Genomic DNA, 21,785 nt, shown 5'->3' on the forward strand with positions numbered 1-21,785 from the left:
TCCTTACTTGGGGAGGGAATCGAGAGAGGGGCCGAGGATCCAGCTGGCGATCTCTCGGATCGCGCCGTCACCGCCGGGGACGGTGGTGACCGCGCGTGCGGCGCCGCGTACGACGTCGTGAGCGCTCGCGACCGCCACGGGCCAGCCGACGAGGGCGAAGCACGGCAGGTCGTTGACGTCGTTGCCGACGTAGAGCACGCGCTCCGGCGCGATGTCCTGCTCCTCGCACCACTGCTTCAGCGCGAGGTCCTTGCGGTCGATGCCGTGCAGCACCGGGAGCTTCAGCTTCCGGGCGCGGGCGGCCACCACAGGGTTCTGTTCCGTGGACAGGACCAGCATCTTCAGGCCGCTTCTGCGCAGGGCCGCGATGCCGAGTCCGTCGCCGCGGTGCACGGAGACGAACTCCCGCCCTTCGGAGTCGATCAGCACCCGGTCGTCGGTCTGGGTGCCGTCGAAGTCGAGGACCACGGCGTCGATGTCGTCGTGGGCGGGCAGCGCACCGGGACGGTCCGCGTCGAAGAAGGGGGCCAGCGCGCGGGCGCGGGCCAGGTCGTGCGGGTCGTCGATCTCCAGGACCCGGGCCGGGTCGGTGCGGACGAGTTCCGTACGGCCGAAGAAACGGTGCTGGTGCTTGCGGAAGCCGGCCGCGTCCATCGCGTAGGCGGCGCCGGTCTCCAGGAAGTCCTGGGGGCGGTCCTGGCGGCGCGGACGGTAGGACTTGTCGTGGTTGACGCCCACCCCGCCCTCGGACTCCGTGTCGGCCTCCCGCCAGACGAAGCCGTGGAAGGGCGCCACGGTGACGGCCGTGTCGGCGCCGTTCTCCACGACCGCGCCGGCCACCCCGTCGATGTCCTCGCGGACGATGAAGGGGCTGGTGCACTGCACGAGCAGGACCACGTCGACGGCCGCGCCGTGCAGCGCCTCATGGGCGTCCATGGCGTGCAGGACCGCCGCCTCGGAGGTCGCGGTGTCCCCGGCGATGGCGGCGGGCCGCAGCACGACCTCGGCGCCGGCCTCACGGGCGGAGGCGGCGATGGCCTGGTCGTCGGTGGAGACGACGACGTCGGTCACCAGCCGGGTGGCCCGGCACTCGCGGACCGCACGGGCCACCAGCGGGACCCCACCGACGGGCGCGAGGTTCTTCGCGGGCACGCCCTTGGAGCCGCCGCGGGCGGGGATCACCGCGAGCACACGGCGCACCGTCGCGCCTCGGCCCGCTTCCGGGTTGGACATGAGGTCTCCTTGGATGGTCACAGCTCCCCCATCCGGCGGATCACCGGGGCGACCCGCTGTACGCCGTGGCGGTAGGCGCCACGCGCGGCGCGGCGCACGATCTGGCGGACCGGTCCGGGCTCCTTGTCGGCGGCGGGCGCGCCGGGCAGCGGGACGCCGTCGGGGCCGAGGTGGTGCCGGACGAGGATGCCCGGCAGATAGCCGGGCGCGGTCTCGGGGGTGTAGTAGGGGTTCAGGGGCGGCAGGCCGCCGGGACGGTCGAGCAGCTCGGCAATGCGTCCGCGGGCGGTGTCGAACGCGGTCTCGTAGGAACCTGCCCCGGCGGCGACGCCCTGGCGGGACACCCACTCCTCGTCCGGCACCGGCCGGTGCCCGGCGTCGAGCTGGTCCCAGGAGGCCAGACAGCCGGAGCCGGTGAAGTGGTGGTTGCCGAGCACCTCGCGCACGCCCAGATCGGTCAGGATCACCGTGGGGATGCGGCGGTGCAGGGCTTCCAGGGCGGCCGTGGAGCTGACCGTGACCAGCAGGTCGGTGCGGTCCAGCACCTCGCCCATGTGGCCGTACACCAGACGGAAGTTGCCGGGCAGGTCCTTGCCCTGCGTCAGCTTCTGGTACGGCAGCTCCTCGATGTGGGTGGTGTGTTCGCCCGGCTTGGAGCGCAGCTTCAGCAGCACCTCGCGCTCGGGGTGCCGGCGGGCGTGCTCGATCAGCCGGCCCAGCAGGTAGGCGCGGTCCCTGCGGCTGTCCGGTACGGACGGCTGGGCCGCGAACACCACGGTGTACGGCTCGTGTTCACCGGTGTACGGCGTCCCGCCGAGGAAGGGCAGCGCGACCTCGGTGACCGAGGAGGCGTCGGCGCCCATCCCCTCGTACACGGCCCGGAAACGGTCCGCGTCGTGACGGGAGTTGGCGAGGACGAGGTCGGCGCCGTGCCGCAGCAGCAGTCCGTCGGCGAGCTTCTCGTAGACGACACCCACGTATCCGGTGACGACGACGGGACGCCGGGCGGCACCCGCCCAGGCGGCGCGCAGTCCGTGCAGCATGGCCTGGACGCCGCCGCCGACGAGCGCGAGGATGAGGACGTCGTACGGGTCCTCGCCGGCTCCGCCCATCACACGCAGGAATTCGACGCCGGTGACCTCGCGGAGGGAGTCCGCCCGGACACCGACCTCCTTCAGTTGACGGGCCGTCGGGGTGGCGCGCCCCCGCAGGAGGTAGCCGTCGAGCCGGATCTCGGCGTCCGTGGGGGCGAGGCGCTGCGCGGTGAGCGCGCCCCACTTCCATCGGGTGTCGGAATCGGCGAGGACGGCGACCCGCAGGGACTTCGTAGCACTTGCTGGCACGCCGAAGACGCTAGGAAGCCATTCCGAGGATCCGCCCAACCCGAATGCAACAAACGGTTAACAGCACGTCGCCGAATGGCGAATCGGGCCGCCGGAGCATGCGAAAAAAGCCTGGTTCACTGCTTCGCCACATGCCGTTCACTCAGCATCAAGCAGGCGGTCAAGACGAATGACGGGCTTCGCCCTAACGTTCAAGCCGTGGTCAAGCTCTCCGTCATCGTGCCGTTCTACAACGTGCAGCAATACGCGCCCGACACGCTCAGAAGCCTGAAGGCGAACGCGCGTGAGGACTTCGAATTCATTCTCGTCGACGACTGTTCGCGCGACGGGACACCAGAGATTCTCGCGCGCGCGGAGCGCGAGCTGCCCGGGGCGGTCCTCGTCCGGCACGAGCAGAACGGGGGGCTGGCGACCGCCCGCAACACCGGTATCGACCGGGCGCGCGGCGCGTACCTGACCTTCCTGGACGGCGACGACTGGCTCGCCCCGGGCTACTTCGCGCAGCTGGTGGCGGCCATCGAGGACCTGGACTGCGATTTCGTCCGCACCGACCATGTGCAGTGCACTGCGCGGTCGCGCACCGTGAACCGGGTGCCGGTCGGCCGGCGGAACGTGGTGATGGACCCGCGCGCGGCGATCCTCCCCGCCGACCGGTCGACGTCCGTGGACTACGCCTTCGCGTGGGCCGGCGTCTACCACCGCCGGCTCGTGGACAAGGGCCTGCTGCACTTCACCGACGGGCTGCGCACGGCCGAGGACCGGCCGTGGATCTGGAAGCTGCACCGGGAGGCGGAATCCTTCGCCGCGGTGAACATGCTCGGCGTGTTCTACCGGCGTGGGGTGGCTTCCTCGCTGACCCAGATCGGAGATGTCCGACAACTCGATTTCATTCGGGCGTTCGATCAGGTCGTCGCGGAAACCGCCCAGGACCGGGATGCGGAACAGTTGTTGCCGAAGGCCGTCCGCACCTATTGCGCCATCATTTCCCATCATCTGGGATCCATCGAAAGGTTCGAGCCCGCGGTGGCGAAGAAACTGAAATCCCTGAGTGCCGCGGCCCTGCGGCGGATGCCGCAGGACATACTGGACGAGGCGCTGGACTCCATGGACCTCCAGCGTGCCACCAAGCTGCGCCGGCTGCGCCGCCGTCCCGCCCCCGCGGGGGCCGCCGCGTGACCACCCAGATCTTCCAGGCGTCGACGCTGTACGGCACGGCCACGCTCGCCGCCGCCCTGGACTCCGGCTGCTTCCGCCCGGCCGACCGACGGATCCTGCTGGTCTGCAACAACGCGGTCACCCCGGAGACCACGCCCGCGCTGGACGAGGCGCCCGGCTTCGAGAGGCTGCGCGACCGGTTCGACGAGGTGATCTCGTACAACGAGACCATCTTCCCGTTCCATCCCGGTGGCTGGACGCCCCGCGGGGACGACCTGCCGCTGTGGGAACGCTTCCTGCGCCACGAGTGGCGGCTCGCCGACGACGACGTGGAGCTGGCCGTCGAGTCGATCCAGGTCAACCCCGCGCTGGGCCTCGCGCAGATCTTCACCGGCGCCCCGGTGACCGTCTACGCCGACGGCCTGATGAGCTACGGCCCCACCCGCAACAAGATCGACCCGCTCGTCGGCACCCGCGTGGACCGGGTGCTGCACCTGGACCTGGTCCCGGGCCTGAAGCCGCTGCTGCTCACCGAGTTCGACGTGCCCGGCGAGCTGGTACCGACCGCCGCCTTCACCAAGGTCCTCGACGAACTGGCTCCGGCGGACGTCGCGTTGCCGGCGACCGAGGAGCCCGCGCTGCTGCTCGGCCAGTACCTGTCGGCGCTGGAGATCCTCACCGCCGAGCAGGAGGAGGACCTGCATGTGCGGATGCTGAAGGGGGCCGCCGCGCTCGGCCACACCAAGGTGGTGTTCAAGCCGCACCCGTCCGCGCCGGCCCGCTTCACCCGCCTGCTGGAGCGGGAGGCGGAGCGGCTGAAGGTGGAACTGACCGTGCTCGACACCCCGGTCCTCGCCGAGGTGCTGTACCAGCGCATGCGTCCGGCGCTGGTCGTGGGCTGCTTCTCCACCGCCCTGCTCACGGCGCAGGCGCTGTACGGCCTGCCGGTCGCCCGGATCGGCACCGAGGTGCTGCTGGAGCAGCTGACGCCGTACGAGAACAGCAACCGGGTCCCGGTGACCATCGTGGACGCGCTGCTGCCCGACCTCCGCGACCGTGCCGCGGTCACCGAACAGCGCGCCGGGACGGACGTGGAAGCACTCGGCGAGCTGATCGGCGCGGTGGGCTTCGCGATGCAGCCGAAGATCTACCCGCGGATGCGCGGGCACGCAGAGATCTGGCTCGCGCGGAACCTGAACCAGCGCACCATGCGCTACTTCAAGCGCCGGCGGCTGACCTCGCTGGCCCTGCCCGGCGGGGTGCCGGCGCAACTGGCGTTCATCCCGCGCAACGCGACGGTGCGCAGGGTGGCCCGCAAGGCGCGCAGTCTGCGCCGGGGCGCACGCGAGTAGTGCCGCGGCAGGCAACGTTTGCCCGTCGAGGAGCGGCGTCCGGTGCGTGCTCTCGGCGTGCCGGGTGCGAGCCCTCGTACTGGCTGTACTCGGGTTCGTGCCCGGTGCGGCGAGTGGGGGCACCTCCCACGCCCTTGAGGCAGTGGGGGAGCGTGCCGGGCGTGGCGACGGGGCGGACGTTGCCTGTTGCGGCACCAGCGCCCCGGCAGGCCGGTGCGGCGAGTGGGGGCACCCCGCACGCCCTTGAGGCAGTGGGGGAGCGTGCAGGACGCCGCACCGCACCCGGGAATGGTCGGACAGGCCCCAGCAGGGGCGGGACAGCGGGCCGCACACCGCCGGTGAGCCCAGCGGCCGACCGCGCAACCACACCAGGAAGGAAACCGCACATGGCTGCTTCACCCACCGGCCTCACCGCCGCTCCCGGCCCGCTGATATCCAGGACGGCCGTGCCCCGCGCGTCGTCGGGCGGGCACGGAAGCCGTCTTCTGGCCCTGGACGGTCTGCGGCTCGTCGCCGCCCTGATGGTCTGCCTCTACCACTACACCGGGCGCGGCGGCACGATCTCCGCGTCCTGGCACGCGAGCCCCGCCCACCTGTTCCCGGTCCTGTCCCGGGCGACCGTCTACGGCAACCTCGGTGTGCAGTTCTTCTTCGTCATCAGCGGTTTCGTGATCTGCATGAGCAGCTGGGGCCGCACCCTCGGCGACTTCTTCCGCTCCCGGGTCGCGCGGCTGTACTCCGCCTACTGGGTGGCCCTGGTGCTGGTCACGGCGGCGTCGTTCGCCCTGCCGGTGGTGGTCCGCCCGGTCCGTCTCGACGAGTTCCTGGTCAATCTGACGATGCTCCAGCAGCCGATGGGCGCGACGCGGGTCCTCGGCGTGTGCTGGACGCTCTGGGTCGAGGTCCGTTTCTACGTGTTGTTCGCGCTGCTCGTCGTCGTGCGTGGAGTGACCTACCGCCGGGTGGTGCTGTTCGCCGGTGTCTGGACGGCGGCGGCCGTCCTGGTCCGCTCTTCCGGGGACGCGCTGCTGAACCAGGTGGTCATGCCGGACTACGCCCCTTTCTTCGTCGGCGGTCTGGCGCTGTACCTGATCCACCGCTTCGGCGGCGACCTGCTCGCCTGGGGCATCGTCGCGATGTCGTGGCTGCTCGCGCAGAGCGCGGCCACCCACGGGCTGTGGGGCCCGCATCCGCACCGCGACCCGTACGTCGTCATCCTGATCGTCACCGCCGCCTTCGCCGCCGTCGCCGCGGTGGCGGTGGGCTGGACGCGGTGGGCCTCCTGGCGCTGGCTGGTCACGGCCGGGGCGCTGACGTACCCCTTCTACCTGGTCCACGAGCACCTCGGCTGGTTCGTCGTGCGGGTGCTGCACCGGGGGCTCGGCCTGCCGGCGTGGCCGACGCTGGGGGTGACCGTGTGCGGGATGCTGCTGCTGGCCTGGCTGATCCACCGGTTCGTGGAGCGGCCGTTCGGGCCCCGTCTGAAGCGGGCGCTGAAGGAGCGGACGCCGGACAGCCGGTCACCTCGCCCCGGGTTGTGAACCGGGCGAACGACCGGCTGTGGAGGCTGCCCGGGACGGAATGCGTGTGCCGGGCCGGGGCCTTCGACGGGGCCGAGGCACCGGCCGTTTCCCGGACGCCCCGGGCCGGCGACTCAGGCGCCGGCCAGCGTCAGCCTCACCGCGAAGCCCAGGAACAGCGCGCCAGCCACCGAAGTGGCCGTCGCCGACAGCCGCTTGCGGCGCCGGAAGGCGCCGGCGAGGCGGGTGCCGCCGAATATCAGCGCGCTGAGGTAGAGGAAGCTCGCCAGCTGGGCGAAGGTGCCGAGGACGACGAAGGACAGGCCCGGGTAGGCGTAGTCCGGGTCGACGAACTGCACGAAGAAGGCGACGAAGAACAGGATCGCCTTGGGGTTGAACAGACTGACGACGAGGGCCCGCCGGAAGGCCCGCTCGCGTCCGGCACCGGACGGGGTGTCCTCCTCGACTGCCCTCTCCCTGCGGGTCCGCCACATCTGCCGGGCGGCCCTCATCATGCCGATCGCCAGCCAGGTCAGATACCCGGCACCGGCGTACTTCACGATCCCGAACAGCACCGCGTCGGCCTTCAGCAGGGAGGCGACTCCGGCGGCGGACAGCGTCATCAGCACGGTGTCCCCGCACCACACACCGGCGGCAGCGGTGTAACCGGCCCGCACACCGCGCCGGGCGGCCACGGACAGGACGTAGAGGGAGTTGGGCCCGGGCAGCAGGACGATCAGGACGAGTCCTGCCAGATAGGTGGGGAGATCGATCACGCCGAACATGGGAAGGAGTGTCGCACGGGGGTACGACACTGCGGTCCGGGGTGGGCCGGCCCTCACCACCGGGGAGGGTGTCCACGCGGAGGCCGAGGGCGACTGCGACGGGGTCCGGCACAGGCACGTTCCCAAACGGCCGGCGCTCAGAACGCATCGCTCGGCACGTGACTCCCCCACACCCCGCGAAGCGCCCCGCACACCTCCCCCACCGTCGCCCGGGCCCGCAACGCCTCCTTCATCGGGTACAGGACGTTGTCCTCGCCCTCCGCCGCCTTCCGCAGTGCGTCCAGTGCCGTCTCCACCACCCGCTGGTCGCGTTCTGCGCGGAGCTTCTCCAGGCGCTCTGCCTGGCGGGCCTCGATGGCGGGGTCGACGCGCAGGGGCGCGTAGGGCTCCTCCTCGTCCAACCGGAAGCGGTTGACGCCTACGACCACCCGTTCGCCGGAGTCGGTCTCCTGGGCGATGCGGTACGCGTTCTTCTCGATCTCGGACTTCTGGAAGCCCCGCTCGATCGCCGCGACCGCGCCGCCCAGGTCCTCCACCCGCCGCATCAGGTCGACGGCCGCCTCCTCGACCTCGTCCGTCATCCGCTCCACCGCGTACGACCCCGCGAAGGGGTCGACCGTCGCCGTCACGTCCGTCTCGTGAGCCAGTACCTGTTGCGTGCGCAGGGCGAGGCGCGCGCTCTTGTCCGTCGGCAGCGCGATCGCCTCGTCGAAGGAGTTGGTGTGCAGGGACTGGGTGCCGCCCAGCACCGCCGCCAGCGCCTGCACCGCGACCCGGACCAGGTTCACCTCCGGCTGCTGTGCCGTCAGCTGGACCCCGGCGGTCTGGGTGTGGAAGCGGAGCATCAGGGACTTCGGGTTCCGGGCGCCGAACTCCTCCCGCATCACCCGGGCCCAGATCCTGCGGGCGGCGCGGAACTTGGCGACCTCCTCCAGCAGTGTCGTACGGGCCACGAAGAAGAAGGACAGCCGCGGGGCGAAGTCGTCCACGGGCATGCCCGCCGCCACTGCCGTACGCACGTACTCGATGCCGTCGGCGAGCGTGAACGCGATCTCCTGGACGGGCGAGGCACCCGCCTCGGCCATGTGGTAGCCGGAGATCGAGATCGTGTTCCACTTCGGGATCTCGGCGGTGCAGTACTTGAAGATGTCCGCGGTCAGGCGCAGGGAGGGCTTCGGCGGGAAGATGTAGGTGCCCCGCGCGATGTACTCCTTCAGCACGTCGTTCTGGATCGTGCCCGTCAACCGGTCGGCCCGCGCCCCCTGTTCCTCCGCCACCAGCTGGTAGAGGAGCAGCAGGAGCGCGGCGGGGGCGTTGATCGTCATCGAGGTCGACACCTGGTCGAGCGGGATGCCGTCGAACAGCACCCGCATGTCGTCGATCGAGTCGATCGCCACGCCCACCTTGCCGACCTCGCCGTGCGCGAGGGGCGCGTCGGAGTCGTGGCCCATCTGGGTGGGCAGGTCGAAGGCGACCGAAAGGCCCGTGGTGCCGTGCGCGATCAGCTGCCGGTAGCGGGCGTTCGACTCGGCCGCCGTGCCGAAGCCGGCGTACTGGCGCATGGTCCAGGGACGGCCGGTGTACATGCTCGGGTAGACGCCCCGGGTGAAGGGGTACGTGCCCGGTTCGCCCAGTTTCTCGGCCGGGTCCCAGCCCTGCAGAGCCTGCGGTCCGTAGACCGGCTCGATCGGCAGTCCCGACTCCGACTCACGTGTCATGGATGCCTCCGCTGTCGTCCTGTCACCCCTCACCATGCCCCGTCGTTCGGCGGCGGTCACGCTGGGAAGCATCCGGGCATGAGGAAATCGGGAAGACCCGCCGCCGTGCTCGCCGCGGCCGCCGCCCTCACCGCGCTGTGCGGCTGCACCGTGCGGCCCGTGGACACCGACGGAAGACCTCCGGCACCCACGCACGTCCGGACCCCGGGAGGCCGGGCGGCGGATCCCACCCGGACGGCCCAGCGGCCGTCGGCAGCGCCCGTCCGGGTGCTGTGGTCACGCGGGGACAGCGGGCCTGGCGTACGAGAGCTGCAGGCCCGGCTGCGCCAGCTGGACTGGCTGTTCGACGGGCCGACCGGGTCGTACGACGATCCGACCGAGCGGGCCGTCCGGGGCTTCCAGGGCAAGCGCGGGCTGCCGCGGACCGGGCGGACCGACACCGTCACCTGGCAGCGGCTGGTCGCCATGACACACCCGCCGGGGACCTGGGGGCTGTACCTGATGGGTGGTCAGCCGGTGGGGGCGCCCGACCCGCGCTGCATGGCCGGGCGCGTCCTGTGCATCGACAAGACGACGCGCACGCTGCGCTGGATGGTGGACGGGCGGACGATCTCGACGACGGCGGTCCGGTTCGGGGCGCGGTACACGCCGACCCGGGAGGGTGTGTTCCACGTCGACTGGAAGGCGCGGAACTGGGTGTCCACGCTCTACCACTCGCCGATGCCGTACGCGATGTTCTTCAGCGGGGGCCAAGCCGTGCACTACTCCCACGACTTCGCGGCGCGCGGCTACGCGGGCGCCTCGCACGGGTGCGTGAACGTGCGGGACGAGACGGTGATCGCCGAGTTGTTCGCGCAGGTGAGGGTGGGCGACAAGGTCGTCGTCCACGGGTGACGCGTCCACGGCCCGAAGTGGGATTGCGGGGCGCGGGCGGGACCGGGGGAACGTGTCCCGCCCGCGCCGGGTGCACGAGCCGTGGGTACGGGGGGAACCCCGGCTCGGTGCGACGGCCGATGACCAGTCGGCTCACTCAGTACTGCGTACCGGGCGCCAAAAACGTCACACCCCGCACGGAGAATTTTTCGTGACCGCGAATCAGCAGGTCAGGCGGGGTGCAGGAAGGGAGGGTGGAAGAGGCGGGGACCGCCGCCGGCGGGTCGAGGGGGCCGGGCCGGCGGAGGCGAGGGCATCGTGCCGGCAGGGTGCGGAGGTCGTGCCCGTCGCGCTCGGAGCACCGGGGCGACCGGCGCCAGGGCACCGAGTCGGCAGGGCACGCAGGGCCGCGCCGGTCGGAGTCGAACAGCCACGGCCGCCCCACTCCACCCCGCGAAGTGCCCGCATCGGTCACACACCCGCAACCCTGCCCGTCGCGCTCGGAGCACCGGGGCGACCGGCGCGAGAGCACCGTGCCGGCAAGGTGCGCAGGGCCGTGCCGGTCGGAGTCAGAGCGTCGGAGCGGCCGGGGTCAGGACTCCGTGTCGGCAGGGTGCGGATTGCCGTGCCGGTCGGGGTCAGAGTGCCGTGTACGTCGGGCTCGGGGTCGGGCCGAGGGTGGTGGCGGTGGTGTGGGCCGAGTGGGTCGGGCCGAAGGCGGTGGGGGCGGGTGCGGCTGCCTCGCCGTGGTGGCCCTTGCCGCCGCCCTTCCCCTGACCGTTGCCCGCGTGGCCGTCGCCGCCCCGGCCGGGGTTGCCGTCGTCGCCGCCCTGGCCGTTCTCGTCGCCCCTGCCCTTGCCGTCGCCGTTTCCGCCGCCGTTCGCGGCGCCCTTGCCGCCGTCCGTCGCGCCCTCGTCCGAACCGACCGTGGCCAGGACGGTCTTGCAGTACCCACTCACCCGGGGACCGCCGCCGGCCAGGTTCTCCAGAGCGCGTCGGCGGCCGGGGTCCAGCCTGCCGTCCCGGAGGTCGCGGCAGGCTCCGACCGTGTCCTTCCACCGGTTGCCGGAGGTGCCGGTGGGCGCGCCGGAGCCGGAGGGGCTGTTCGTGCCGGTGCGGTCGTCCGGCCCCACGGCCTCGCCGGTGCCGCCGCGGCCCGCGCCCGCGCTGCCGCTCGGCACCGCGGGCCCCGGGGGCGTGCCCGGGGTGGCCTGCGGCGAGGCCGAGGACAGCGGTGGGCCGGAGGTGCCGTCGGCGGAGACGGAGGCGGCGGGTCCGGGGCGCTCGGGCGCGAACGGCGTGGGCAGGATCCCGGTCCCGGCGGCCATGGCGACCCCGCCGACCGTGCCCACGGCCACCACGGCGGCGAGCGCCAGGCGCACCGGGCGGCCCCAGCGGGTGCGGCGGGCCGGGATTCCGGTACGGGCCGGGGCGCCGATGCGGACCAGGCCCGCCCCGGTGCCGTGGACGCGGGAGCCGGAGGTGCGGGTGGCGGCCGGTTCGGCGTCGGCGGCCTCGCGGGCCTTGCGGAACGCGGCGAGGGCGGCCTGTTCGCCGGGGAGTTCGCCGGGGGCGGGGGCCGCCTCCGCGGACAGCGCGCCGAGCGCCGCGGAGAGACGTTCGGCCTGGTCACGGGCGGAGGCGTCGACGGCTTCCAGCGACTCACCGCGCAACAGGCGTTCCGCCGTCTCACGGTTCAGCCACTTGTACTGCTCGTCGGCCATCACATGTCCTTCTGCGTCCGCGCACGCGTATCCGTCACAGTTGCGGACGACACCGCGCCACGGCGCGGTTCTCGCTGGGTCGGGAGCGCGCCGAGCACGCCCGCCGATTCCGGATCGTCGCCGAGCAGCTCGGCGAGCCGCTTCAGGCCCCGGTGCGCCGCGGTGCGTACGGCGCCGGCGCGTTTGCCGAGGGTCTCGGCGGCGCTCTTGGCGTCGAGGCCGACCACCACGCGCAGGACGACCGCCTCGGCCTGGTCCTGCGGGAGCCGCGCGATGAGGGAGAGGGCACTGCCGGTGGTCAGGGCCTCGATGGCCTCGCCCGCCGTGTCGGACTCGGCGGGCCGGCCGTTCAGTTCCGTCTCGTCGCCGCCTATGGCAGGGCGGCGGCCGCGCATGCGTATGTGGTCCAGGGCGCGGTTGCGGGCGATCCGTGCGGCCCAGCCACGGAACCGGTCGGCGTCTCCGCTGAACCGGTCGAGGTCGCGGGCGATCTGCAGCCAGGCCTCGGAGGCCACGTCCTCGGCGTCGGCGTCACCGACCAGTGTCCGCACGTATCCGAGCAGCCGTGGATGCACCGCGCGGTACACAGTACGGAACGCGGTCTCGTCACCGTTCTGTGCCGATCGCACCGCGGCGGTCAGCTCCGCGTCGTCCCCCAGCACCTGACTCCCTTTACGCCTGTATCCCGGTCGGCGCGAAAGGCACGTTACGGCGTGAAACCGCTCCTCGTCCATGTCCGTAGAAGATGCAACTAACTCGTGACCGGGTACGGATGTGCGCAGGGTGAGGGCCGGCGGTGGCCAGGTGTGACAGAAAGGGCACGCACGGCGCTGTAGAGGGTACGGGCCGTGCGCGGCCCGTCCGCGCGACGGCCGGGGCCTCTCCTGTGGGGGGTGGCGGCCCCGGCCGTTGCCTTTCCCGGACGGCCACCGGTCGTCGACGCCCGTCACCGGCCCCGCTCGGCGGCCACTGACCGCCTGCGCCTTCGAGGTCCCGCCGTTCGGGGCCGACTCGGCACCCGACTTACCCGATTTATCGGCGTTCCTCTGCTTTTCGCCGCTGCCGGTCGTGGCGTTCGCCACCTCGGTCGCACGGTGAGCCGCGACCCTGTTTCCGCCGCCCGCCTCGGTGGCGAGCCGCCGCCGGCTCGTCGAGGCCGACGCGTGCCCTCGCGAGGAGCGCCGTCACCGCCTCCGTACGGATACGGCTCGCGGCGGTGTCGTCCAGTCGGCTCACCCGGCGTCCGAAGGCCGTCGTCCGTCCCGCCCACCGTCCTCGTGGGCCGTGTCCGTCTCTCCCAGGTGCCGGGCGAGACGTTTCAGCCCGCGGTGTGCGGCCGTCCGGACGGCGCCGGGGCGTTTGCCGAGGACGCGCGCGGCGGCGGGGCCGTCGAGGCCGACGACCACCCGGAGCAGAACGGCCTCGGCCTGGTCGCGCGGCAGCCTGCGCAGCAGCTCCAGCGCCCGTTCGGTGGACAGCGACTCCAGGGCCTGGTCGTGGGTGCTCAGCGGACCGGGCACGTTCAGCGCGTCCTGCTCCAGGGGTGCGGCCTGCGGCCGTATCCGCCGGCGGCGCAGATGGTCCAGGGCCCGGTGCCGGGCGATGGTCGCGGTCCAGCCGCGGAAGCCGGCGCCGTCCCCCCGGAACCGGCCCAGGTCGCGGGCGATCTCCAGCCAGGCATCGGACGCCACGTCCTCGGCGTCCTCGCCGACCAGGCCCCGCAGATAGCCGAGCAGTCCCGGCTGCACGAGCCGATAGGCCACGGCGAAGGCGGTCTCGTCGCCGTCCTGGGCCCGCGCGACGGCCGCGCCCAGCTCGCCGTCGTACGCCTGCCGACGGCGTGGTTCCCCTCCGTGACCCAAGAACCGTCCTCGTCCGTACCCAGCCCAGGACCCGTTCCCGCGCTCGCACCGGATCCACGTCGTGCGACACGGCCGCACGCGCTCCATGTCCCACGGTGATCAGCGCCGACGCCCACGGATTTGTCACAGCCGGCGGCCGGCGACGCCGGCGGCGTTCGCCGGCCTTCGGCGTCACAGCCGAAATCACCGCGGAGCCAGGTGAGTTGGCTGCAGCACCGAATTCCTGTCCGGCTTTCCGGGTGAGTAATTCACCTTTCCCGTATTCCAGTTGGCTGTCGGTTGAACCGCTGACCACACCGAGAGCGGCAAGCGGCTCGGTACGGCGGTGTCGCTGACCGTCCTGTCCTCGGCACGCCCCCCGACACGCCCACCGACGCGGCCCTCGGCACCGGCCCGACCCGTGACGCTCCCGGGGGCCCGCCGCGCGTGCCGGGCCTCCGGCCGGTCAGCGCGAGCCGGTCGCGTCCCGGCAGAGCAGGCGCAGCGAGCCGTGGCCGTCGTAGGCGCGCCGGGCCTCGTCGAGGGGGTCCCAGAGCCGGCCGTCGGGGGTGCGCACCCAGTGCTCGCCGCCGCTCGCCCACCACTCGGCGCCACTGTGGCGGACGATCACCTCGCCCGCGTAGGCGCCGAAGCCGCGCAGCACGCTCTCGACGGCCGCGAACGGCGGTTCCTCGCGGCGTATCTCCTCGATCATCCGGTCGATCCGCCACAGGCTCTGCGCCGAGTAGTCGAGCCGGATCCGGGCGCCCTCCCGCATCGTCGCCACGGCGTCCGCGGCCCAGCGCGCGGGCTTCGCCGCCGCGTGCGGCCTGGTCTCCTGCTGTGCTGTCACGTATTGGGTCGTCACATAGGGAAGAGCGAGGCGCTCCGCTCCGGCGTCACCGGGTTCCCAGGCGTTTCGCCGAACGTGCGGAACTACCCCACATCCGCCGCAGCACAGTCACAGGACTTGCGCACGGCAGGGGTTTGACCTGCGCCGCCCCGCCGGGACGCGGCGGACCGCGCGCGGTCACCCGGACGCCACCGGTGCGGCTGCCTGTCAGGACCCGGCGCGTTCCCGGCGCGAGACGACCGCCCGCAGTACCCGCCGCCCCTCGATCGACAGGTCCAGGGCGCGGCGCAGGCCCTGCACCCCGTGCTCGGCCAGGAGTTCCAGCACCGCCGTCTGCCGCCGCAACTCCGCCGCGACCAGGGGAGGCAGGTCCGCCGTGTCCCCCGCGCGCCCGGCGTCGAGGCCGTCCGTCGACGCGCCGTCCGCCGCCGGGTCGAGGAGCCGGTGGATGCGCAGGGAGGCGACCGAGCAGGCGTCGGCCCACTGCCGTACCGCGTCGGCGGTCCGGTCGTCGGGGGCGGCGTCCAGCATGCGGCGGGCGAGCAGCGCGGCCTCGCTGTCCGGCTCCCCGGCGGGGACCGCGGCGCGTGCCTTGTCCAGGCTCGCCCCCCAGTCGGAGCCGTCGGCGAGGCTCGCCCACAGAGGCCGCAGCAGCTCGTCGTCGGCGCCGAGCAACGGCAGACACCGATCCAAACAAGCCAACCCGCCGGCGGCCAGTCCACGTTCGTCGGCCTGTGCGATCAGTTCCACCAGGCTCATGAAATGTCTCCCTCGCCGGGGCACCGACCGTTACGGAGCCCGCACTTCCCTTTACTGCGTGGTACGGCGCGGGAGTGTCACAGTACCTTTTTCAGCCAAGCCGGTTCGCGAGACTCCGAAAGTCGGCCCAGGACAACGGGGGCGTGCCCGGGTCCCACAGTCTCTGCACGGTGGCCCGCAGCGGCATCCGGATGCCGGCCGCGACCTGGGCCTCGGTCTGGGCGTTCGGGAAGTCGCCCCACACGGCGAACGAGCCGCCGAGGATCTGGCCGTCGTACCGGGCCGGCACGGCCGTCGTACCGCGCAGCACCCGCGGGTTCCACTGCTGGTAGATCCGCTGACCGGTCGGATAGACGAAGGTCTGCGGCTGGCCGAGGACGTAGTAGAGGAACTCGTCGTTGTAGTTGAGCACCCTGCGGCCCGCGCTCAGGTACTCCTCCGGCTGCCGGGCGCCGATCTCCTTACCGGTCCAGTACGCGACCTGGAGGTCCTTGGCCGCCTGCACGGACGTACCGCGGTGGAAACCGTCGTTCCAGGCCCGCATGGTCCTGCCGTGGGCCCGGACGGTGTTCGCGCGGTCGTCGAGCCAGGCCGTGGTCAGGTCGGCGACGGTGCCGCCGGCGCCGAACCTCTGCCGGGCGGCGGCCGCGAGCCCGGGATAGGAGGCCTGCGGGTCCTTCACGGTCAGTGCCTGGTACTCGTCGCCACCCAGATGCCACTGGCTGCCGGTGAACAGGCCCGCGTACTCGTCCAGCAGGTCGTCGACGAGCTTCGCGGAGGCGGGGTCGGAGATGTCGATGGCGCCCTTGGTGACGACCCCGCTCGCGTTGCGCAGCCGCAGGTCGGGGTGGGCCGCGAGGACGGCGCCCAGGTGCCCCGGCGAGTCCAGCTCGGGGACGACGGTGATGTGCCGGCTGTTCGCCAGGGCCACGATCCTCCTGACCTGCGCCTTGGTCAGATGATCCTTGGAGACGATCTCGGGGTGCGTGCTGGACTCGATCCGGAACGCCTGGTCGTCGGAGAAGTGCAGCCCCAGCTCGTTGAACTTCAGGTCCCCCAGCTCGCGGATCCGGTCCTCGATCCAGGTCTCGGAGAACGGCTTGCGCGCGATGTCCAGCACGAACCCGCGCACCGGCTTGGCCGGCTCGTCGCGCACGACGCCCTCCGGAGCCGTACCGCCGCCGTGGACCTCCTGCTTCAGCGTACGGGTGCCGTAGAAGACGCCGGCCTCGCCCGGCCCGCTGATGTCGACCCGCCCGTGGCGGACGGTCATGGTGTACGACTCCTGGTTCCCGCCGCCGCCGAGCGCGAGCCGGACGTCCCCCGCCCGCACGTCGTCCTTCTCGCCCGCGTAGGTGAGCCCCAGCTCACCGGCGATCAGCCGGCCCTCGTCGGCCAGCTCGCCGTCACTGACGACCACCCGGTCCGTCTTCCGCGGCTTCCAGCCCGGTCCGCGCGCCGCGGTGTGGGAGCGCACGGCGGGGATCGTCCGCGGTGCCCGGGACAGCGGATAGGACCTGGTGCGGCCCGCCGGGGTCCTGGCCGCCGTGCCCGGTGCCGTACCGGCCGCGCTGCCGGACGACGACTCCGGCGGGGCCGCGCCTCCGTCCGGCCTGCCGCCGCCTCCGCCCGAGGAGGCCCACACGCCGACCCCCGTGCCGAGCGCGACGGTCCCGACGACCGCTACGGCCACGACCGCACGCTTCCGCATCACCTGCTGCACCGGAGCACGGCGCCTGTGCTGGATCATCCTGCCAACGTAGGGCCGGTCCGGCCGTCAACCGTCATCGAGACGCTCGGAAACTCTTCCTTCCGAGTGAATTTCAGGTACCTCACCGATACACAGTGACCACTCTCGATAACCTGACGACACACATTTCACAGCATCCCCTGCCACGCCCCCTGTGACGCGAGGACCCACGCTGGCCGCCCACCGTCTCCCCTCGATCCCCAAGCCCCTCGACGCCTTCAACGCGGCTCCCGCCGACGAGGCGCGGGCGCTCCTGCTGCACTGCCTGCGCAGCCTGCGCTGGGCCCACCGCGTCGCGTACCACCGCCCCTATCCGGATCTGGGCTCCCTCCTGGCCGCGGCGGACGAGGCGGCGTACGACCTGGCACCGGCGGATCTCACGGAGGCTCTGGCGGGAGAGTCCCTTCCCGAGCTGCCGGCGGACGCCTACTCGGCCGCCCACATGGCGCTGGGCGCGGCCCACGCGGCCTACGAGGCCCGGTTCGGGCACGCGTTCGTCATCTATCTGGGTGATGCCCCGCCGGAGGAATCCCTCGACCGCGTCCTCGAAGGCATCCGGTCACGATTGACGAACGATCCCGAGGAGGAACGGGTCAGGGCGGCGGACGAGCTCCGGCGCCTCGCGAGGGCGAGACTGACGGCGTCCCTCAGCGGCGCGGGGCCGGCTCGGCCGGCGACCGCTCCGCGGGGCGTGATCGGCGCGAACGCACCCGCACACGGCCCGTGACGGGGCCCCGCGGCCCGGCGGCCGCCAGGCCGCTCCCCCATCCGGTGCCAATTTGATCACACCAGGTAGGCCCCCCGTAAAGCACGGCGCGGCGTCTCGCTACGATGCTGGGGGCCGGTGGACCGTACCCGGCCGGGCCCGACCGACACCGAAGCCGGCGCGGCCCTCAGTCCCCGCTCCCGGAGGGTTCTTCCGTGCCGGCTGGAACGCTGTACCGCGGCCGGGAAGGAATGTGGTCCTGGGTGGCTCACCGAGTCACCGGCGTCCTCATTTTCTTCTTCCTGTTCGTTCACGTGCTGGACACCGCTCTCGTGCGTGTCTCTCCCGAGGCCTACGACAAGGTCGTAGCCACGTACAAGACGCCGATCGTCGCGCTGCTGGAGTACGGCCTCGTCGCCGCCATCCTCTTCCACGCGCTCAACGGCCTGCGCGTCATCGCCGTCGACTTCTGGTCGCAGGGCCCGCGCTACCAGAAGCAGATGTTCTGGGCCGTGATGGGCGTCTGGATCGTGCTGATGCTCGGGGCGATCTACCCGGTCCTCGGCCACGCCGCCCGTGTCCTGTTTGGGAGCTGACGCCGATGTCCACGACTGAAACCCCCGCTTCCGGAGTCGGCCCCGTCGAGGGGACCGCCGGTTACTCCGTCGACAACCCGGCCCCGCTGATCGAGGCGCCGCGCAAGCGCACCAAGAAGACCCCGAAGTCGACCCGGGGCAACTTCGAGCTGGCGGCCTGGCTGTTCATGCGCCTGTCCGGCATCGTGCTGGTCGTCCTGGTCATCGGTCACCTGCTGATCCAGCTCGTGCTGGACGGCGGTGTGTCCAAGGTCGGCTTCGCCTTCGTGGCCGGCCGCTGGGCCTCCCCCTGGTGGCAGGTCTGGGACCTGCTGATGCTGTGGCTCGCGATGCTGCACGGCGCCAACGGCCTGCGCACGGTCATCAACGACTACGCGGAACGCGCGAGCTCCCGCATGTGGCTGAAGGCCCTGCTGTACACCGCCACGGTGTGGACCATCCTGCTGGGCACGCTGGTGATCTTCACCTTCGACCCGAACATCCGCTAGGCACGGGGCTGCGAGAACTATGAAGATCCACAAGTACGACACCGTCATCGTCGGCGCCGGTGGCGCGGGCATGCGTGCCGCCATCGAGGCGACGAAGCGCAGCCGCACCGCCGTGCTGACCAAGCTCTACCCCACCCGCTCCCACACGGGCGCCGCGCAGGGCGGCATGGCCGCCGCGCTCGCCAACGTGGAGGAGGACAACTGGGAGTGGCACACCTTCGACACGGTCAAGGGCGGTGACTACCTGGTCGACCAGGACGCCGCGGAGATCCTGGCGAAGGAGGCCATCGACGCCGTCCTCGACCTGGAGAAGATGGGCCTGCCGTTCAACCGGACCCCGAACGGCACCATCGACCAGCGCCGCTTCGGCGGTCACTCCCGCAACCACGGCGAGGCCCCGGTCCGCCGGTCCTGCTACGCCGCGGACCGCACCGGCCACATGATCCTCCAGACGCTGTACCAGAACTGCGTCAAGGAGGGCGTGGAGTTCTTCAACGAGTTCTACGTCCTGGACCAGCTGATCACCGAGGTCGACGGGGTCAAGCGCTCCGCCGGTGTGGTGGCATACGAGCTGGCGACCGGCGAGATCCACATCTTCCAGGCGAAGGCCGTCATCTACGCCTCCGGCGGCTGCGGCAAGTTCTTCAAGGTGACCTCCAACGCACACACCCTCACCGGTGACGGCCAGGCCGCCGTCTACCGCCGGGGACTGCCGCTGGAGGACATGGAGTTCTTCCAGTTCCATCCGACCGGCATCTGGCGGATGGGCATCCTGCTCACCGAGGGCGCCCGCGGCGAGGGCGGCATCCTGCGCAACAAGGACGGCGAGCGCTTCATGGAGAAGTACGCTCCCGTCATGAAGGACCTGGCGTCCCGTGACGTCGTGTCCCGCTCCATCTACACCGAGATCCGCGAGGGCCGGGGCTGCGGTCCCGAGGGCGACCACGTCTACCTCGACCTCACCCACCTGCCGCCGGAGCAGTTGGACGCCAAGCTCCCGGACATCACCGAGTTCGCGCGGACCTACCTCGGCATCGAGCCGTACACCGACCCGATTCCGATCCAGCCCACCGCGCACTACGCGATGGGCGGCATCCCGACGAACGTCGAGGGTGAGGTCCTGGCGGACAACACCACCGTCATCCCGGGTCTGTACGCGGCCGGCGAGGTCGCCTGTGTCTCCGTGCACGGCGCCAACCGTCTCGGCACCAACTCGCTGCTGGACATCAACGTCTTCGGCCGCCGCGCCGGCATCGCCGCCGCCGAGTACTCGGCGAAGGCGGACCACGTCGAGCTGCCGGAGAACCCGGAGTCCTTCGTCGTCGAACAGCTCGAGCGGCTGCGCAGCTCCACCGGCAACGAGCGCGTGGCCACCCTGCGCCGGGAGCTGCAGGAGACCATGGACGCCAACGTCATGGTGTTCCGCACCGAGCAGACGATCAAGACGGCCGTGGAGAAGATCGCCGAGCTCAAGGAGCGCTACAAGAACGTGGCGATCCAGGACAAGGGCAAGCGGTTCAACACGGATCTGCTGGAGGCCATCGAGCTGGGCAACCTGCTGGACCTGGCCGAGGTCATGGCGGTGTCGGCCCTGGCCCGCAAGGAGTCCCGCGGCGGTCACTACCGCGAGGACTATCCGAACCGCGACGACGTCAACTTCATGCGCCACACCATGGCGTACCGCGAGGTCGGCGCCGACGGCTCGGAAACCGTCCGTCTCGACTACAAGCCGGTCGTCCAGACCCGCTACCAGCCGATGGAGCGTAAGTACTGATGGCTACCCCTGTTCTGGACAAGGAAGAGGCGGCCGGCAAGCCCGAGCCCGGTTTCGCCGACTCCCCCTACATCACGGTCACCTTCCGGGTCCGCCGGTTCAACCCGGAGGTCTCGGCGGAGGCGACCTGGGAAGACTTCCAGCTGGAGATCGACCCGAAGGAACGTGTCCTCGACGGCCTGCACAAGATCAAGTGGGACATCGACGGCACCCTCACCTTCCGGCGTTCCTGCGCCCACGGCATCTGCGGTTCGGACGCGATGCGGATCAACGGCAAGAACCGCCTCGCCTGCAAGACGCTGATCAAGGACATCAACCCCGAGAAGCCGATCACGGTCGAGCCCATAAAGGGCCTGACGGTCCTGAAGGACCTGGTCGTGGACATGGAGCCGTTCTTCCAGGCGTACCGGGACGTCATGCCGTTCCTGGTCACCAAGGAGACGAACGAGCCCACGCGCGAGCGGCTGCAGTCCGCCGAGGACCGCGAGCGCTTCGACGACACCACCAAGTGCATCCTGTGCGCCGCGTGCACGTCGTCCTGCCCCGTGTTCTGGAGCGACGGCCAGTACTTCGGTCCGGCCGCGATCGTGAACGCCCACCGCTTCATCTTCGACAGCCGTGACGAGGCGGGCGAGCAGCGCCTGGAGATCCTCAACGACCGTGACGGCGTGTGGCGTTGCCGTACGATCTTCAACTGCACGGACGCCTGTCCGCGCGGTATCGAGGTCACCAAGGCGATCCAGGAAGTCAAGCGCGCGCTGATCACGCGCCGCTACTGATCGTCCCGGCCGTCCCCGAGGGCCCTGCCTCCGATCCTCCGGAAGCAGGGCCCTCGGGCGTTTTTGCCGGGAATTCCACGCCTTGCGGCTCTAATCTGACGACATGTCAGACGAAGCGTCCTGCGAGCTGCTCGGCTTCGACAACGTCCTGCTTCCCGTCGGCGACCTCGGGAAGGCCGTCGAGTTCTACGAGCGGGCCGGGTTCCGTGTGGGGTTCCGGTTCGACGAGGGCGGGATCGCGTTGCTGAGGGTCGGTGCGGAGACGCCGGGGATCCTCTTGCGCCTGGAGGAGGAGCTGGGGCGGCGGACGCCGCCCTGGCCCGCGCCGCGGGTCTGGCTGGAGGTGCCGGACGCGCGGCTGGCGGCGCGGGAGCTGGCCGCCGCCGGGATCGAGCCGCTGGACGGTGTGTTCCCGGTGGCCACCGGCTGGACCGTGGAGATCGCCGACCCGTGGGGCAACATCCTCGGCCTCACGGACTACACCAAGCGTCCGGAGCTGGGCCGCCGGGGCTGAGCACCCCGGGTGCCCGTGCCAC

20 protein-coding genes are annotated in these 21,785 nt (G+C 71.6%); 10 read left to right on the forward strand and 10 right to left on the reverse strand.

What is annotated here, in order from left to right; genetic code table 11:
* Positions 1-3: 3 nt before the first annotated feature.
* Together AC5WRT_RS03380 and AC5WRT_RS03385 are read right to left on the reverse strand one after the other, a co-directional pair.
* On the reverse strand, positions 4-1,233 hold the full coding sequence (locus AC5WRT_RS03380) for a cytidylyltransferase domain-containing protein (RefSeq protein ID WP_496094633.1): 1,230 nt from the start codon (positions 1,231-1,233) through the stop codon (positions 4-6).
* 17 nt (positions 1,234-1,250) lie between these two features.
* Positions 1,251-2,576, reverse strand: coding sequence for a DUF6716 putative glycosyltransferase (locus AC5WRT_RS03385; protein WP_496094634.1), 1,326 nt, complete (start codon positions 2,574-2,576; stop codon positions 1,251-1,253).
* Between the two features lie 198 nt (positions 2,577-2,774).
* Here AC5WRT_RS03385 and AC5WRT_RS03390 point away from each other — a divergent pair, with 198 nt between their 5' ends.
* The 3 genes from AC5WRT_RS03390 to AC5WRT_RS03400 all read left to right on the forward strand — a co-directional run bounded on the left by AC5WRT_RS03390 (position 2,775) and on the right by AC5WRT_RS03400 (position 6,624).
* On the forward strand, positions 2,775-3,752 hold the full coding sequence (locus AC5WRT_RS03390; protein WP_496094635.1) for a glycosyltransferase family 2 protein: 978 nt from the start codon (positions 2,775-2,777) through the stop codon (positions 3,750-3,752).
* On the forward strand, positions 3,749-5,083 hold the full coding sequence (locus AC5WRT_RS03395) for an alpha-2,8-polysialyltransferase family protein (RefSeq protein ID WP_496094636.1): 1,335 nt from the start codon (positions 3,749-3,751) through the stop codon (positions 5,081-5,083). Before AC5WRT_RS03390 ends, AC5WRT_RS03395 begins: the two co-directional genes overlap by 4 nt.
* A gap of 386 nt (positions 5,084-5,469) precedes the next feature.
* Positions 5,470-6,624, forward strand: a complete 1,155-nt coding sequence (locus tag AC5WRT_RS03400; RefSeq protein WP_496099910.1) for an acyltransferase family protein — start codon at positions 5,470-5,472, stop codon at positions 6,622-6,624.
* A 113-nt stretch (positions 6,625-6,737) separates the two neighbouring features.
* On the opposite strand, the gene leuE is transcribed toward AC5WRT_RS03400, so the two are convergent.
* Together leuE and AC5WRT_RS03410 are read right to left on the reverse strand one after the other, a co-directional pair.
* Positions 6,738-7,388, reverse strand: a complete 651-nt coding sequence (leuE, locus tag AC5WRT_RS03405; protein ID WP_496094638.1) for a leucine efflux protein LeuE — start codon at positions 7,386-7,388, stop codon at positions 6,738-6,740.
* A gap of 137 nt (positions 7,389-7,525) precedes the next feature.
* A complete protein-coding gene (locus tag AC5WRT_RS03410) occupies positions 7,526-9,106 on the reverse strand; it encodes an acyl-CoA mutase large subunit family protein (protein WP_496094639.1) in 1,581 nt (526 codons plus the stop codon).
* A 78-nt stretch (positions 9,107-9,184) separates the two neighbouring features.
* Between AC5WRT_RS03410 and AC5WRT_RS03415 the strand changes: the two genes are divergently transcribed.
* The gene (locus tag AC5WRT_RS03415; protein ID WP_496094640.1) at positions 9,185-10,000 is read left to right on the forward strand and encodes a L,D-transpeptidase family protein; all 816 of its coding nucleotides are present in this window, start codon (positions 9,185-9,187) and stop codon (positions 9,998-10,000) included.
* 617 nt (positions 10,001-10,617) lie between these two features.
* Here the strand turns inward: AC5WRT_RS03415 and AC5WRT_RS03420 are convergent.
* From AC5WRT_RS03420 to AC5WRT_RS03445, 6 genes are all read right to left on the reverse strand, one after another.
* Positions 10,618-11,703 carry a hypothetical protein gene (locus AC5WRT_RS03420; RefSeq protein ID WP_496092900.1) on the reverse strand — a complete coding sequence of 362 codons (1,086 nt, stop codon included), beginning with the start codon at positions 11,701-11,703 and terminating at the stop codon, positions 10,618-10,620.
* Positions 11,703-12,365 (reverse strand): RNA polymerase sigma factor, encoded by a 663-nt coding sequence (locus AC5WRT_RS03425; RefSeq protein WP_496092901.1) that lies wholly within the window; start codon positions 12,363-12,365, stop codon positions 11,703-11,705. The genes AC5WRT_RS03420 and AC5WRT_RS03425 overlap by 1 nt, the downstream gene beginning before the upstream one ends.
* A gap of 570 nt (positions 12,366-12,935) precedes the next feature.
* Positions 12,936-13,565, reverse strand: coding sequence for an RNA polymerase sigma factor (locus AC5WRT_RS03430; protein ID WP_496092902.1), 630 nt, complete (start codon positions 13,563-13,565; stop codon positions 12,936-12,938).
* Positions 13,566-14,010: 445 nt separating this feature from the next.
* Positions 14,011-14,397: a hypothetical protein gene (locus AC5WRT_RS03435; RefSeq protein ID WP_496092903.1), complete on the reverse strand. Its 387-nt coding sequence runs from the start codon at positions 14,395-14,397 to the stop codon at positions 14,011-14,013.
* 207 nt (positions 14,398-14,604) lie between these two features.
* Positions 14,605-15,156, reverse strand: a complete 552-nt coding sequence (locus AC5WRT_RS03440) for a hypothetical protein (RefSeq protein WP_496092904.1) — start codon at positions 15,154-15,156, stop codon at positions 14,605-14,607.
* A 91-nt stretch (positions 15,157-15,247) separates the two neighbouring features.
* Positions 15,248-16,906: a beta-N-acetylhexosaminidase gene (locus tag AC5WRT_RS03445; protein ID WP_496092905.1), complete on the reverse strand. Its 1,659-nt coding sequence runs from the start codon at positions 16,904-16,906 to the stop codon at positions 15,248-15,250.
* Positions 16,907-17,060: 154 nt separating this feature from the next.
* Here AC5WRT_RS03445 and AC5WRT_RS03450 point away from each other — a divergent pair, with 154 nt between their 5' ends.
* From AC5WRT_RS03450 to AC5WRT_RS03475, 6 genes are all read left to right on the forward strand, one after another.
* Entirely contained in the window at positions 17,061-17,633 is a 573-nt protein-coding gene (locus AC5WRT_RS03450) for a 2-oxo-4-hydroxy-4-carboxy-5-ureidoimidazoline decarboxylase (RefSeq protein ID WP_496092906.1), read from the forward strand.
* Positions 17,634-17,827: 194 nt separating this feature from the next.
* On the forward strand, positions 17,828-18,208 hold the full coding sequence (gene sdhC / locus AC5WRT_RS03455) for a succinate dehydrogenase, cytochrome b556 subunit (RefSeq protein ID WP_496092907.1): 381 nt from the start codon (positions 17,828-17,830) through the stop codon (positions 18,206-18,208).
* 5 nt (positions 18,209-18,213) lie between these two features.
* Entirely contained in the window at positions 18,214-18,696 is a 483-nt protein-coding gene (locus AC5WRT_RS03460; protein WP_496092908.1) for a succinate dehydrogenase hydrophobic membrane anchor subunit, read from the forward strand.
* A 19-nt stretch (positions 18,697-18,715) separates the two neighbouring features.
* Positions 18,716-20,470 carry a succinate dehydrogenase flavoprotein subunit gene (gene sdhA / locus AC5WRT_RS03465; RefSeq protein ID WP_496092909.1) on the forward strand — a complete coding sequence of 585 codons (1,755 nt, stop codon included), beginning with the start codon at positions 18,716-18,718 and terminating at the stop codon, positions 20,468-20,470.
* Complete coding sequence (locus tag AC5WRT_RS03470; protein WP_496092910.1) at positions 20,470-21,249, forward strand: succinate dehydrogenase iron-sulfur subunit; 780 nt, start codon at positions 20,470-20,472, stop codon at positions 21,247-21,249. The genes sdhA and AC5WRT_RS03470 overlap by 1 nt, the downstream gene beginning before the upstream one ends.
* A 103-nt stretch (positions 21,250-21,352) precedes the next feature.
* Positions 21,353-21,763 carry a VOC family protein gene (locus AC5WRT_RS03475; protein WP_496092911.1) on the forward strand — a complete coding sequence of 137 codons (411 nt, stop codon included), beginning with the start codon at positions 21,353-21,355 and terminating at the stop codon, positions 21,761-21,763.
* The last annotated feature ends 22 nt before the right edge of the window (positions 21,764-21,785 follow it).

It is taken from the genome of Streptomyces sp. NTD91, from assembly GCF_059510455.1.

Coding starts and splice junctions, on each gene's coding strand:
- AC5WRT_RS03475 (WP_496092911.1), top strand. CDS start 21,353: ATGTCAGACGAAGCGTCCTGCGAGCTGCTCGGCTTCGACAACGTCCTG.
- AC5WRT_RS03380 (WP_496094633.1), bottom strand. CDS start 1,233: ATGTCCAACCCGGAAGCGGGCCGAGGCGCGACGGTGCGCCGTGTGCTC.
- AC5WRT_RS03440 (WP_496092904.1), bottom strand. CDS start 15,156: ATGAGCCTGGTGGAACTGATCGCACAGGCCGACGAACGTGGACTGGCC.
- AC5WRT_RS03415 (WP_496094640.1), top strand. CDS start 9,185: ATGAGGAAATCGGGAAGACCCGCCGCCGTGCTCGCCGCGGCCGCCGCC.
- sdhA (WP_496092909.1), top strand. CDS start 18,716: ATGAAGATCCACAAGTACGACACCGTCATCGTCGGCGCCGGTGGCGCG.
- AC5WRT_RS03420 (WP_496092900.1), bottom strand. CDS start 11,703: ATGGCCGACGAGCAGTACAAGTGGCTGAACCGTGAGACGGCGGAACGC.
- AC5WRT_RS03460 (WP_496092908.1), top strand. CDS start 18,214: ATGTCCACGACTGAAACCCCCGCTTCCGGAGTCGGCCCCGTCGAGGGG.
- leuE (WP_496094638.1), bottom strand. CDS start 7,388: ATGTTCGGCGTGATCGATCTCCCCACCTATCTGGCAGGACTCGTCCTG.
- AC5WRT_RS03400 (WP_496099910.1), top strand. CDS start 5,470: ATGGCTGCTTCACCCACCGGCCTCACCGCCGCTCCCGGCCCGCTGATA.
- AC5WRT_RS03410 (WP_496094639.1), bottom strand. CDS start 9,106: ATGACACGTGAGTCGGAGTCGGGACTGCCGATCGAGCCGGTCTACGGA.
- AC5WRT_RS03445 (WP_496092905.1), bottom strand. CDS start 16,906: ATGATCCAGCACAGGCGCCGTGCTCCGGTGCAGCAGGTGATGCGGAAG.
- AC5WRT_RS03470 (WP_496092910.1), top strand. CDS start 20,470: ATGGCTACCCCTGTTCTGGACAAGGAAGAGGCGGCCGGCAAGCCCGAG.